Origin of the sequence: Gaetbulibacter sp. S0825 (assembly GCF_011777505.1) — a bacterium.
Classification (GTDB): domain Bacteria; phylum Bacteroidota; class Bacteroidia; order Flavobacteriales; family Flavobacteriaceae; genus Pontimicrobium.
In genome coordinates this window covers 423,021-437,907 of record NZ_JAATJT010000001.1, presented here as the reverse complement: position 1 = coordinate 437,907, position 14,887 = coordinate 423,021, and the positions used below count along the sequence as shown (strand labels likewise).

Genomic DNA, 14,887 nt, shown 5'->3' with positions numbered 1-14,887 from the left:
TTAATCATGAGTAAAGAAATAAAATCAGTAAACTACGGTTTAGAAAAAATATTTGAAGGAGCACAAGACTTCCTGCCACTTCTAGGAACAGATTATGTAGAGTTTTATGTGGGTAACGCAAAACAAGCAGCACACTTTTATAAAACAGCGTTTGGGTTTCAATCTTTAGCGTATGCAGGATTGGAAACAGGAGTGAAAGATAGAGCAAGCTATGTGTTGGTTCAAGATAAAATTAGATTAGTACTAACTACGCCTTTAAATAGTAGTTCACCAATTAATGACCATATTGTAAAACATGGTGATGGTGTAAAAGTAGTTGCGCTTTGGGTAGAAGATGCTCGTAGTGCATACCAAGAAACAACAAGTAGAGGTGCAAAATCGTACATGGAGCCTATTGTTGAAAAAGATGAATTTGGAGAAGTTATTAAAGCAGGGATTCATACCTATGGAGAAACGGTTCATATGTTTATAGAGCGTAAAAATTATAAGGGGACATTTCTTCCTGGATACCAAAAATGGGAATCAGACTATAATCCAACTTCGGTAGGATTAAAATACATAGACCACATGGTTGGTAATGTAGGTTGGGGCGAAATGAATCAATGGGTAAAATGGTATGAAGACGTTATGGGGTTTGAAAACTTCCTCTCTTTTGATGATAAGCAAATTCATACGGAATACTCTGCACTAATGAGTAAAGTAATGAGTAATGGTAATGGACGAATTAAGTTTCCAATAAACGAACCAGCAAAAGGAAAGAAAAAATCACAAATAGAAGAATACTTAGATTTTTACGAAGGCCCAGGAGTTCAACATATTGCAGTTGCCACAGACGATATTATATCAACCGTGTCACAGCTAAGAAAAAGAGGTATCGAATTCTTATCGACACCACCTGAAGCATATTATAAAGCAGTTCCTGGAAGGTTAGAAGAATTTAGTCATGAATTGCGTGAAGATATTGAAACCTTAAAGGGTCTAGGAATTATGATTGATGCAGATGAAGAAGGCTATTTATTGCAAATCTTCACTAAACCAGTCGAAGATAGACCAACATTATTCTTTGAAATCATTCAACGCATGGGAGCACGTGGCTTTGGAGCGGGAAATTTTAAAGCACTTTTCGAGTCTATTGAGCGTGAACAAGCAAATAGAGGCACATTATAACAAATATTTAACTAAAATAGGCGTAAAAACTCTATCGATTATATCGATAGAGTTTTTTGGTTTTAATACTTTTGGAACAGTAATTGTATTTTTAAGTACTGTAACAATAAAAATGTAATTAATTGGTTTAAATATAATTACTCAAATTATGAAAAAGAATCTACTTATAGTATTAGTATTACTAGTGTGTAAACCATCTTTTGCCCAAGAGATTGTTGAGCTTAGGCGAAGCAAAGAATCTGCGTATCAGGCTGGAGAATGGTTTAAATTTAAAATGAGCTATAGTGGTTGGATGAAAGCTGGTGAAGCTACTATGGAATTAAAAGAAAAGAAACTCAATGACAAGCCTGTATTCCATGTAGTTGGCAAAGGAAAAACAACAGGAGCAATTAGCTGGTTTTTTAAGGTAAAAGACAGATATGAAAGCTATTTTGATATAGACAATAACTTGCCTTATAAGTTTATAAGAGATATCAATGAGGGAGGTCATACCAAAAAATTAGAAATAGAATTCGACCAAGAAAATCAAAAAGCTTACGTAAATAACATTAAGAAAAAAAGAGAAACTGTTCACGACACAGAGTTTGGTGTACAGGATATGGTATCGGCATTTTATTATTTGCGTAACAATTACGATACAACAAATATAAAACCAGGAGATGAAGTTAACCTAACCATGTTTTTTGATTTTGAAAACTATAATTTCAAATTAAAATATTTAGGCGAAGAAACCATTAGGACCAATTTCGGAAAAGTAAAATGTTTAATGTTCAGGCCATATGTTATGGCTGGACGTGTATTTAAAGAAGAAGAAAGTTTAACTTTATGGGTAAGTGCCGATAAAAATAAAATACCTTTGCGTTTAAAAGCTGACTTAGCTATAGGTTCTTTAAGAGCCGATTTAGAAGCTTTTAAAGGATTAAAGCACCCTTTTGAAATACAATTTGATTAATAATTATGTCTAACCAACCAGATTATAACCACTTACTAAATAAAATCCAACAAAAGTACGACGCCGAAAGTGAAGATACCGAAAATTACTTAGAAGGCTTATTGTATTCAAACTCTATTACTTATTGGGACTATATTCATACGGATGCCTTATTAAGTCTTCAAATACAACGCACTACGTTTCCTGATGAAATGGTGTTTATTACTTATCATCAAATTAATGAGTTGCTTTTTAAAATGATACTTTGGGAAATTTCCCAAGTTGCCGAAAATGAGCAGTTAACAGCTAAGTTTTTTGAAGATAAATTGATGCGAATCAGTCGTTATTTCGATATGTTAACGACTTCATTTAATATCATGCGCGAAGGTATGGATGTTGAGCAGTATAGTAAATTTAGGCACACACTAACGCCTGCAAGTGGCTTTCAAAGTGGGCAATACAGAAAAATCGAATTTGCTTCTACCGAGCTCATTAATCTCATAGACAATCGTTTTAGAAAAACTATAAATAGAAATACACCTTTCGAGCATGCTTTTGACCATTTGTATTGGCAAGCTGCTGGTAAAGATTATAAAACAGGTAGCAAATCTAAATTGCTTATAAATTTTGAAAAGCGTTATAAAGAAGAATTTATAACCTTTATGAAAATTTACAACACTAAAAATTTATGGTCACGATTTAAAGAATTACCAGAAGAAGACCAAAAAAATGAAAATTTGGTAAAAGCCATGAGACATTACGATTATACGGTTAATATTACTTGGGTATTGGCACATTATAATGCAGCTGTTCATTATATTCTAGGCCCTGATGGTGATGGTGAGGCAACTGGAGGAAGCGATTGGCAAAAATATATGCATCCAAAGTATCAAAAACGTATTTTTTTTCCTGAACTTTGGAGCCAACAAGAAATAGATAATTGGGGAGAAACTATTTAATATGATTTTTAAGAATAAAAAATTTCAAAATATATGTTTAATGCTAGCAATTGTTGTTGGCATTATTTCTTGTAAAAATGAACCTAAAGAAGAAATCATCAGTGATGAAATAGCTTTAGAAGAAGAGAAAGAAATAGAAAAATATGAATTTGGATTTAACCTAAACGACTTTATTGTAGTTAGAGATACTATAAGAAGGGGTGATAGTTTTGGTCAAATATTAGAGCGTAATAAAATTGGCTACCCTCAAATTTACAACATAGTAGAAAAAACCAAAGATTCTTTTAATATTGCAAGACTTCAAGAGGGAAAACCATACACATTACTTTGTACGAAAGACTCTTTACAATTACCGACATGTTTTATTTACCAACCTAATAAGGAAGAATATGTAGTTGTGAATTTTCAAGATTCCATTCATGCATATACTAATAAAAAGCCTATTAAATATGTAGAGAAAGAAGCAACAGGAACGATAGCTCCTGGGTCAAGCATTTCTCAAGTATTAGATGAGCAAGGATTGAGCCAGAGATTGGCATTTATGATGGCAGATGATATTTATGCTTGGACAATAGATTTTAATAGACTGCAAGAAGGCGATGAATTTAAAGTTATTTATACCGATAAATATATTGACGATAGTACTTACGTAGGCGTTCACAATATAAAAGCAGCATATTTTGAACATAACAAAGAACCTTTCTACGCTTTTGAATTTGAAACCGATAAAGAAAAAGGTTTTAGGGATTATTTTAGTGAAGAGGCTAAAAATTTACGTAGAGCCTTTTTAAAGGCACCTGTACAGTTTAGTCGTGTATCATCACGCTATAATTTAAAAAGGCGCATTGCTTATTATGGTAATAGAGTTAGGCCACATAGAGGTACTGATTTTGCTGCTGGTATTGGTACACCAATTTTGGCAACAGCAAACGGAACAGTTACAAAATCAAGTTATACAAGAGGAAATGGCAAGTATGTAAAGATTAAACACAATGCGACTTATAGCACGCAATATTTGCATATGAAAAACCGAAATGTAAAAGTAGGGCAATTTGTAAAGCAAGGTGATGTCATTGGTTGGGTAGGTATGACAGGAAACACTGGAGGGCCACATGTATGTTATCGTTTTTGGAAAAATGGAAAACAAGTGGACCCATTTAAGCAAAAACTACCTGAAGCTGAACCAATTTCAGACAGTCTTAAAGCGGAATACCTAGAATTTATTAAACCTATTAGAGCTCAACTAGATGGTATTGAGTTTTTAAGAGAAAAATTGGAAATAAAGATTGATAGCACTAAAATTTTAGACAATCAAATATTGGTAGAAGACGATTTAATAACCGAAAAATAATGGCTTTAAAGAGTATTGATCCAACCAAAACAAAAGCTTGGAAAAAGCTAGAAAAACATTTCAATGAGATAAAAAATGCTCACATGACACAATGGTTTGAAGAAGATTCAAATCGTGCGAATCGTTTCACAATTAAATGGGACGATTTTTTTGTGGATTATTCAAAAAATAGAATTACACAATCAACTATTGATTTGTTTTTAGAGTTAGCTCAAGAAGTTGAACTAAAACAAGCAATTTCAAGTTATTTTTCAGGAGATAAAATAAATCAAACTGAACAGAGAGCAGTACTTCATACAGCTTTAAGAGCACCAAAAACTGCTCAAATATTTGTCGATGACGAAAACATCATTCCTAAGATTTACGTTACCAAGAAAAAAATCGAAACCTTTACGAATAATATTGTAAATGGTGAGTCAAAAGGGTTTACTGGCAAACCATTTACAGATATTGTAAATATTGGTATTGGTGGTTCCGATCTTGGCCCATCAATGGTTGTCGATGCCTTAAGCTTTTACAAAAACCATTTAGCAACTCATTTTATTAGCAATGTAGATGGAGACCACGTTAATGAAGTTTTAAAAAAGTTAAACCCAGAAACAACCTTATTTATAATTGTTTCCAAAACGTTTACCACTCAAGAAACATTATCTAATGCGAATACGATTAGACAATGGTTTTTACAATCTGGGAATAAAGATGCTATTTCCAAACACTTTGTAGCTGTATCTACCAATATTGAAAAAGTTAAAGATTTTGGTGTTTCAGAAGATAATATATTCCCAATGTGGGATTGGGTTGGAGGTAGATTTTCACTTTGGAGTGCTGTGGGGTTGAGTATAAGCTTATCGGTTGGATATAAAAACTTTGAAGGCTTATTAGAAGGTACTTACAAAATGGATAAACATTTTAAAAGCGAGCCGTTTCAATCAAATATTCCAGTTATTTCTGCTTTTTTGAGTATTTGGTATAATAATTTTTTCAAAGCTGAAAGCGAAGCGATTATACCTTATACTCAATATTTAAATCAATTTGCGACCTACCTTCAACAAGCCATTATGGAGAGTAATGGAAAAACTGTAATGCGAAATGGAGACAAAGTAAACTACCAAACAGGTAACATTATTTGGGGAGAACCTGGTACAAACTCACAACATGCCTTTTTTCAGTTATTACATCAAGGAACAAAGTTAATTCCTGCTGATTTCATTGGCTTTAAAGAAAGTCTACATGGTAATAATGAGCATCATGATAAGCTTATTTCCAATTTCATAGCTCAAACAGAAGCATTGTTAAAAGGAAAGTCAAAAGAGGAGGTAGATAATGAGCTTATAGACAGTAAACTGCCTAAAGACGCACAAAAAACACTAACTCCTTTTAAAGTATTTGAAGGAAATAGGCCTACAACAACTTTTTTTATTGACAAATTAACCCCTGAAAACCTTGGAAAGTTAATAGCAATGTATGAACATAAAATATTTGTGCAAGGTATAATTTGGAATATTTACAGTTACGACCAATTTGGGGTAGAGCTAGGAAAACAGTTAGCTACAAGCGTATTGAAGGAGATTAGTTCTACAAAAACCAATAGTCACGATTCTTCTACGAAAAACCTTATCAATCACTATAAAAATATAGCCAAGTAATTGTAAAAAGGTATCTACGTACGTAATTTCGTTAAAATTTGTTAAAATTAAACAATAGTATGTATATTTGCGGCGGTAAAAATTCTTAACTATTAGTTAATAAACTATAACAATTAATGGTTAATTTTGCCTAGAACTAAAAAATCAATTTAATTTTTCAGTATGAAAAAAACTACTCAATTTTTATTATTTGCTTTAGCATTAGTGTTTACTACAAGCGCAATAGCTCAAAGCACAGTTACAGGAACCATTATGGATTCTGAACTGAATGCTCCGTTACCAGGAGCAAACATCCTTGAAAAAGGAACTACAAATGGAGCATCTACGGACTTTGATGGTAAATTTACATTAACCACTGAAGCAGCTTCAGGACAGATTGTTATATCTTATGTAGGATATGAATCTGTAACTTTAAAATTTGACGGTAATACTAACTTAGGAACAGTTACTTTGTTTCCTGATAACGCTTTAGAAGAAATCGTTGTTGTTGGTACAGGACTTATCGATTTAGCCGATGATAGAAAAACACCAGTAGCCGTGTCTACTATTACAGCTAGTGAGATTCAAAAGAAAATTGGAGCGCAAGACATAACAATGACGCTAGTAAATACACCTTCAGTATATGTTGCTGGACAATCTGGTGGATTTGGAGATTCTAGAATTGCAGTTCGTGGTTTTGAACAAGACAACACAGCTTACTTATTAAACGGACAACCAATTAATGGGATGGAAGATGGTAAAATGTATTGGTCTAATTGGTCTGGAATTAATGATATTGCGAGTGCGATTCAAAATCAAAGAGGTTTAGGGTCTTCAAAATTAGCAATATCTTCAGTAGGTGGTACAGTAAATTTTGTTACTAGAACAACCGCTAAAAGAGAATCAGGATTTGTATACGCAGGAATTGCCAATAACGATTACATTAAAACAACATACTCATACAATACAGGAAAATCTGAAAAAGGTTGGGGAGCAAGCTTTATGTTATCTCATTGGCAGGGTGATGGCTACAACGAAGGTAACTTTGGTGCTGGTCAAACATATTTCTTATCTGTAGGTTATACGCCTAACGAGACACATAATTTTAACTTTTTACTTACTGGAGCACCACAGTTTCATGATCAAAACTTCTCTAAAAGACTATCTGATTATGAGAAGTACGGTCGACGTTACAATAATAACTGGGGAACTTACCAAGGTAAGTACATGACAGAAAGAAGAAACTTTTACCATAAACCAGTTGCAAACATAAACTGGGATTATAAAATTAGTGACGATACTAATTTATCTACTGTGTTATATGCATCTTGGGGACGCGGTGGTGGAACTGGAAACAGAGGAAGTCGAATTAGAACAGATGAGGGACGTATAGATTATGATGCAATTTATGCTTATAACTTAGGTACTTCTGGTGCTGGTGGTAATTTTGCTGCAGAAGGAGGATATATTACTCGTGCTTCTATGAACTTGCATAGTTGGTATGGTGTAGTTTCAAATTTGCAAACACAACTTAGTGAAAACCTTTCATTTAATGTTGGTGTAGATTTAAGAACGTATTACGGTAAGCACTTTAGAGTTGTTGAAAATTTTCATGGATTAACTTCATGGCAAGAAAATATTCGTTTAAGAGATGAAAACCACCAAACTTACGGTTCTTTCGGTACTTACAAAAATGTAATTACAACTAGAGATATGGCTGCTGATCCATGGACGGCAATGTTTGCATCTTTTGATGAAGATGAGAAAATTGCTTATAGTAATGACGAGCGTATTTCTTATGCAGGTATGTTTACTCAGTTAGAATATTCTACTGATAGATTTTCTGCTTTCTTCCAAGGAGCACTATCAAATCAAACACACCAACGTTTTGATCATTATCAGTATGCCGACCAATCACTTATAGATGGTACATCATCGCAATGGACTGGAACACCACTTCCTAGTGGAACAACAGATGCTGTAGATTCTGAGAAAGTTAATAATGTTGGATACAATGTAAAAGGTGGTTTAGGTTTTGTGTTAGATGAAGCTGAAGAAAATAAAGCATATGTTAATGCAGGACTTTATTCAAGACAACCTTATCATGATAATATCTTCCCACAGTTTAATAACCAAGTAAGTCCTGGTCACCAAAATGAAACTATTTTTGGTCTTGAAGCTGGATATTCTTACAATACTAGAGCATTTTCTGCTAATGTAAATGCTTATAGAACTTCTTGGAAAGATAGAGTAGTTAGTTCTTCTCGTATCGTAGGTGGACTTGTGCAAAACACATTAAATTTTGGAGTTGAGCAATTACACTCTGGTATTGAAGTAGATTTTACAGCAAGACCGTCTGATGGATTTAGAGTTAACGGATTTATGTCTGCTGGTAACTGGAGATATAAGGGATCATCTACAACACAAATAACAGATGAGGACAGAAATATTATTTCTGAATCTGAAACTGATGTTGATGGTGGTGAAGTAGGAGATGCTGCTCAGTTTACTCTTGGATTTGGTCTAGATATCGATTTAGCAGAAAGATTATCTTGGGATGCGGATTTTAGATTCTATGACAGATTATATGCTGATGTAGGAGCAGTAAAAGAAAACTTGAAATTACCTACTTACAAGATTGTTGATACAGGTATATCATACAAAATGTTAGTAGGAAAAGATAAAGATAAATCTGTAAACATTAGAGCTAACGTTAACAACGTATTCTATGAAATTTATCTTTCAGACATAAGAACTAATATCCAAAACACAGGTGGGGAAGCTAACTTTAAAGGTATAAGCAACCGTAACCAAGGTTACTTTGGTTTAGGTAGAACTTGGAATGTAAGCTTACGTTACAAATTCTAATATCCTATTATAGATATTAAAAACCTGCTCAAAAAAGAGCAGGTTTTTTTATGGATAAAAATTACTATTTTTGAAATTCAACTAAAACTATAAATTATGTACGATACTGTAAAAATGCTCCATTCTTATTGGGCTTATTTAGTGTTAATTATACTATTAATAGCAGTTATAAATGCTATTATTGGACTAACAGGCAAAAAAGAATATGATGCCAAAGCGTTTAGAATATCATTGTTTGGACTAATAGTATCTCACATACAATTGCTAATAGGGATCATATTATATTTTGTATCTCCTTGGTTTAGTAATTGGAGTGAATTAGGAGGTGGAGTAATGAGCGATTCTATTTCTAGATTATATCTTGTAGAACATCCATTTGTAAATATTTTAGCTGTGGTATTAATTACTATTGGTTACTCTAAGCATAAAAAGAAATCGACTTCTGCTTCTAAATTTAAAACAATTACTATTTTTTACTTATTAGGATTAGTATTGTTTTTATCAAGAATTCCGTGGAGTACTTGGTTAGGTTAAAAGAACTAAAAAAAGCAGCAATCTTAATTGCTGCTTTTTTTATGTTTTATAGTTCATTCTTACTTAACCTCTTTAATAATATGCACATATACTGGGAAGTGGTCACTAAAACCATTAGTAAAACCTCCATCTGCAAAACTCCTTAAAGGATACCCTTTATACCTCCCTTTTTTATTTGTTAAATACTGTTTGTTAAAAATACCAGCTTTATAAAACCTAAAAGATGAGTAATCTTTTTCTAAAAAGGGTTTTGTAATTAATATTTGATCAAATAAACTCCAAGCGTCTCGATAGGCATTAGATCCTAATCCCTTTTTAAAAAAGTCTTCCATTGGGTTATAAATACCTTTAAGTTTTACATCTTCTTTGTTTTTCTCTGTTTTTAAGACATCCTTAAAGCTTGAGTTAGTTGGATCATCATTGAAATCTCCCATTGAAAATATTTTGGCGTAAGGATCAATGGCTTGCAAAGAATCTATGATACGCTTATTTAATTGGGCTGCTGCAATGCGTTTAGGCCTACTTCTTGCTTCCCCACCGCTTCTTGAAGGCCAATGACTTACAATTACATGTACCGTTTCTCCTTCAAGTTTTCCAGTAACCAGTAATTGATCTCTAGTGTAAACACGTTTTCGTGTATTGTCATCATAAATCTTTAATTCATGATTGCTAGTATTGGTTGGAGTGAAAAAATCTTTTTGGTACATTAATGCAACATCAATTCCTCTGGCATCAGGAGATTCAAAGTGTACAATACCATAATTTTTTGCAACTAAAGCAGGGTCATTTGCTAAATCTTCAACAACCTCTCTATTCTCTACTTCCGATAAACCAATAATTACAGGCGTATTTTTGGAGACATCTGCACCAATTTCAGATATAACTCGAGCCATGTTCTGGACTTTCTTCTTATAAATTTCTCCTCTGTTAAAATTCAATTCCATTATCGGACTAGCCTCATCAAACTTATTTGGGTTGTTGATAGTGTCAAATAGGTTTTCAACATTGTAAAAAGCAACAGTGTGCACTTTAAACTTTCTTTTTTCTTGTGCATCTACATTTATAAAAGCAAAAAAGAGAAGCGCTACCGTTAAATAATTTATTTTTTTCATTTAAATGTGTATTAAAAGTCCGTTAAGATACAATCAAATCTTAAGCCAAAGGTAAATATTAGTGATAAATAATGTAAATTTGTTAGTCTTAAAAAATTTGTTTTTTAAGAGATAAGAGTATTAATTTTAATATTGAAAATGAAAAAAAGCATACTAATTTTTTTATTGGGAGTTTTTCTAGTCTCTACAGCTTTTGCACAGCAAACTATTATTAAAGGTAGTGTAAAAGATGCAGCTACTAATTTGCCAATCCCCGAAGTTACTATTACAATCGAGGAAACTTCACACTCAACTAAAACGGATGCTAAAGGTGAGTTTAGCTTTACAAGAAATGTCCCTTTAGGTGAGCAAGTATTAAATGTATCTAAGCAAGGCTATATCACAGCACGATATCCAATTGTTGTAAACGAAGGAAGTACTGTAAATATAACCGATATGTTTTTGAAAATTGATGTATCGGATTCGGCTGATTTGTTTACTATTAATTTATCCGATGATGAACTTAACGACGACACAAGTGGTGCCGATAATATTTCAGGATTATTACAATCGTCTCAAGATGTGTTTTTACGTACTGCTGCTTTCGAATTTGGCTCGTCTTTTTTTAGAGTAAGAGGACTAGATTCTGAAAACGGAACCATACTTATTAATGGTGTTGAAATGAATAAAATGTTCAACGGAAGACCACAATGGAGTAATTGGGGAGGTTTAAATGATGCTATGAGAAACCAAGAGTTTACAAATGGTATACCACCTTCGGCATATAACTTTGGAGGGATATTAGGAACTACCAATATTAATGTAAGAGCGTCACAATATAGAAAAGGAGGCCGTATTACTTATTCATCTTCAAACAGAAGTTACACAAACCGTATGATGGCATCTTATGCATCTGGGTTAGTAGAAGGTGGTTGGGCTTATTCAATGTCACTTGGAAGACGTTGGGGGAATGAAGGTTTCCAAGATGGAACATTTTATGATGCTAATTCATTTTTCGCTTCTGTTGAAAAACTAATAAACGATAAACACAGCATTAACTTCACTGGAATTTATGCGCCTAATAGAAGAGGTAAATCTTCACCAAACACACAAGAAGTTTACGATTTAAAAGACATTAAATATAACGAATATTGGGGTTGGCAAGATGGTGAAAAGCGTAACTCAAGAGTTAAGCGTACAGACGAGCCAATTATCATGTTAAACCATAATTGGAATGTTAGTGAAAAAACAACGTTAAACACCAATCTAGCATATCAATTTGGGGAGTTAGGTAATAGTCGTTTAGATTATGCTGGAGGTGCAAATCCAAGTCCAGCTTATTACCAAAACCTACCTAGTTATTGGGTGTCTAGAGATGATTTAGAGAATGCCTATGAGTTTGAGCAAGACTTCATAAGCAAAGGACAAATAAATTGGAACAGAATTTATGACGCCAATATCACCAATAATACAAGTGGTAATAACGCAGCTTATGTACTTTATGAAGATAGAAGTGACGATACGCAATTCACAGCTAACACGATTTTCAATACTGAGATTTCGGATAACATTACTTTAAACGGAGCTTTGAACTTAAGACAATTGAAGTCTGAAAATTTTGCACAAATAACCGATATGCTAGGAAGCACTACGGGCTATTTAAATGTAGATTCTTTTGATGGCTATCAATATGACCTTAGAAACCCTGATAGGGTTGTAGGTGAAGGCGACAAGTTAAGATACAACTATAACTTACATGCTGATGTTTTTAGTGCGCACGTTCAAGCGATATTTAAATACAACAAAATAGATTTTTACTTAGCAGGAAACATTACTAATACTCAATATCAAAGAGAAGGATTATATCAACACGAAGCATATAAAGACAACTCTTTTGGTAAAGGAAAAAAACTTAAATTTAATGGATTAGGTGCTAAAGGAGGCTTTACTTACAAGCTAACCGGAAAGCATTTATTTGATGTAAATGCGGCCTATATTTCTAAAGCCCCTTCATTACGTAACACGTTCTCTAATTCTAGAGAAAATCATAGTGTTGTTGGAGACAGGAGTGGTGTAGACATTACTGAAGAAAAAATAATGTCAGCAGATGCTAGCTACATATTCAGGTCGCCAATAGTTAAAGCAAGATTAACAGGTTATTATACAACCATTAAAGATGCCAATGAAATTTCATTCTTCTTTGCCGACGGTGTTGGAGGTGATAATACAGCTTTTGTACAAGAGATTCTTCAAGGCGTGAATAAAAAACACTTTGGAGGCGAATTAGGTATCGAAGCTCAGGTAACACCAACTATCAAGTTGAAAGGAGCTGCCTCAATAGGACAATATACGTATGACAATAACCCAAACCTTATTTTAACTTCTGATGATTTTGATAATGGTTTTCAAGATTTTGAAGAAGCCAATTTAAAAGACTACAAAATTGCTGGAGGACCACAACGCGCTTCCTCGGTTGGATTTGAATATAGAGACCCAGATTATTGGTGGTTTGGAGCTACAGCGAATTTCTTTTCTAATGCATATGTAGATATTAGTCCTTTAACAAGAACACAAAACTTCTATTTGGATAATGATGGGTTGCCATTTAACGATTACGATCCCGCTTTGGCAAGAGAACTTTTAAAGCAAGAAAAGTTTGATTCATACATGACGGTTAATGCCATTGGAGGTAAATCTTGGAAAATTGGCGATTATTTTATTGGTTTATTTGCTAGTGTTAATAATCTACTAGATAAAGAATATAAAACAGGAGGTTTTGAACAAGGGAGAAACGCCAATTTTAGAGAGTTAAGAGATGATAATGCCAATCCTAAACGTGTGTTTGGACCAAAGTATTGGTATGGTAGAGGTACTACTTATTTTCTTAACCTAAACTTCAGATTTTAAAAAAAATAATTATGAAAAATATAATATCACAAACAATGAAATTCAATCGAATATTAACTTTAATAATGGTTACTGTAGCGACTTCAGCTATGGTTTCTTGTGTTCAAGACGATGACTTTACAGTGCCAACGTCTTTAGGCGATGAAAATAACCAAGGATTAGCAGCATTACTTTCTAGTTCAGCAACACCAATGACGATAGCCGAATTAAAAGACCAATTTGTATTTCGTCAAGCAACTGAAATAGTATCGGATGTTTATGTAAAAGGATATGTAAGCTCCTCGGATGCTACAGGGAATTTTTACAAAGAATTTTTTATTCAAGACCATCCTACAAACCCAACTTCAGCTTTAAAAGTGGTGCTAAATTTAACCGATTCTTACAATCAATTTAATTTTGGGCGCGAAGTGTATATTAATTTAAAAGGATTATATCTTGGTGAAACACGTTCAGGTGATGATGTTATTGGTATAGGTGGCAAACCTAGTGATGATGGTGAAGAGATAGAAGAAATTACCGCTAACCAAATTCCGAAGCATGTTTTTAGATCAGAAGTAACAGAAACTATTTCACCAAAAGTATTAACGTTTTCTCAAATTAATGATTCTCATGTTGGAATGTTTGTAATGGTTGAAAACGTACAATTTCCAAATAGTTTAGAAGGAGAATCATATGTAGATGAGAGTGATGATTTTGATACTTCAAGAATGATGGAAAGCTGCGAAGGATTTAGCTATGTTAATTTTCCACTAGAAACAAGTTCATTTGCAAGTTTTAAAAATGTAATTCTTACAACAGATGCTGGCGGAACAATTGCTGGTGTAATTAGTAAAACATTTAATGGTAGTAATATAGTCATGGTTTTAAATAGTCTAGATGATGTTAATTTAACAGATTCAAAATGCGAGCCATTAAACATTAATGACTTTACAGTTATTTATGAAGAAGATTTTGATGCAGCTGTTGATAATACAAATTTAGACCTACCAGGTTGGACAAATTTTGCTGAAGTTGGTGGAGAACTTTGGACAGAACAAGTATTTAGCGGTAATGGTTATGCAGAATTTAGCGGTTATTTTACAGGCGACGATGTTAATATTGGATGGTTAATATCTCCAGGAATTGATATGGATGCTCAAAGTAATGAGTTTTTAAATTTCCAAACAGCTCAACACCATTTAGATTCTCCAGACAATACATTAGAAGTGTTTGTGTCTACCGATTTTAATGGCACAGATGTGTTAGCTGCTACTTGGCAACCAATTGAAGCTAATTTAGCTAAGCAAAGCGATTCGTGGTACTCATTTCAAGATTCTGGATTAATAGACATTTCATCTTATACCGGAACTCTTTATGTTGCATTTAAAGTAGTGGGTTCTGGAACAGATACCCAATTAGACGGTGCTTATCATGTTGAAGATTTTAGAGTATTAGGAACAAACTAATCCTAATTA

At 33.3% G+C, this 14,887-nt stretch carries 10 protein-coding genes; 9 read left to right on the top strand and 1 reads right to left on the bottom strand.

The genetic code is table 11. The annotated features are described in order from the left end of the window. Positions 1-6: 6 nt before the first annotated feature. The 7 genes from hppD to HB672_RS02025 all read left to right on the top strand — a co-directional run bounded on the left by hppD (position 7) and on the right by HB672_RS02025 (position 9,435). Positions 7-1,167, top strand: coding sequence for a 4-hydroxyphenylpyruvate dioxygenase (gene hppD / locus HB672_RS02055; protein WP_167606936.1), 1,161 nt, complete (start codon positions 7-9; stop codon positions 1,165-1,167). 148 nt (positions 1,168-1,315) lie between these two features. Beyond that, positions 1,316-2,119, top strand: a complete 804-nt coding sequence (locus tag HB672_RS02050; RefSeq protein WP_167606933.1) for a DUF3108 domain-containing protein — start codon at positions 1,316-1,318, stop codon at positions 2,117-2,119. Positions 2,120-2,124: 5 nt separating this feature from the next. Next, positions 2,125-3,057, top strand: a complete 933-nt coding sequence (locus HB672_RS02045) for a tryptophan 2,3-dioxygenase family protein (RefSeq protein WP_167606930.1) — start codon at positions 2,125-2,127, stop codon at positions 3,055-3,057. Between the two features lie 40 nt (positions 3,058-3,097). Next, positions 3,098-4,408 (top strand): peptidoglycan DD-metalloendopeptidase family protein, encoded by a 1,311-nt coding sequence (locus HB672_RS02040; protein ID WP_244306565.1) that lies wholly within the window; start codon positions 3,098-3,100, stop codon positions 4,406-4,408. Beyond that, positions 4,408-6,054, top strand: coding sequence for a glucose-6-phosphate isomerase (gene pgi, locus HB672_RS02035; protein WP_167606924.1), 1,647 nt, complete (start codon positions 4,408-4,410; stop codon positions 6,052-6,054). The genes HB672_RS02040 and pgi overlap by 1 nt, the downstream gene beginning before the upstream one ends. Before the next feature lie 162 nt (positions 6,055-6,216). Continuing rightward, complete coding sequence (locus HB672_RS02030; protein WP_167606921.1) at positions 6,217-8,901, top strand: carboxypeptidase-like regulatory domain-containing protein; 2,685 nt, start codon at positions 6,217-6,219, stop codon at positions 8,899-8,901. A gap of 96 nt (positions 8,902-8,997) precedes the next feature. Continuing rightward, on the top strand, positions 8,998-9,435 hold the full coding sequence (locus HB672_RS02025) for a hypothetical protein (RefSeq protein WP_167606918.1): 438 nt from the start codon (positions 8,998-9,000) through the stop codon (positions 9,433-9,435). A gap of 59 nt (positions 9,436-9,494) precedes the next feature. On the opposite strand, the gene HB672_RS02020 is transcribed toward HB672_RS02025, so the two are convergent. Beyond that, on the bottom strand, positions 9,495-10,547 hold the full coding sequence (locus HB672_RS02020; RefSeq protein ID WP_167606915.1) for an endonuclease/exonuclease/phosphatase family protein: 1,053 nt from the start codon (positions 10,545-10,547) through the stop codon (positions 9,495-9,497). Between the two features lie 138 nt (positions 10,548-10,685). On the opposite strand from HB672_RS02020, the gene HB672_RS02015 reads away from it, so the two are divergent. Further along, a complete protein-coding gene (locus HB672_RS02015) occupies positions 10,686-13,433 on the top strand; it encodes a TonB-dependent receptor (RefSeq protein WP_167606912.1) in 2,748 nt (915 codons plus the stop codon). Between the two features lie 11 nt (positions 13,434-13,444). Then, the gene (locus tag HB672_RS02010) at positions 13,445-14,878 is read left to right on the top strand and encodes a DUF5689 domain-containing protein (protein WP_244306564.1); all 1,434 of its coding nucleotides are present in this window, start codon (positions 13,445-13,447) and stop codon (positions 14,876-14,878) included. Positions 14,879-14,887 lie beyond the last annotated feature (9 nt).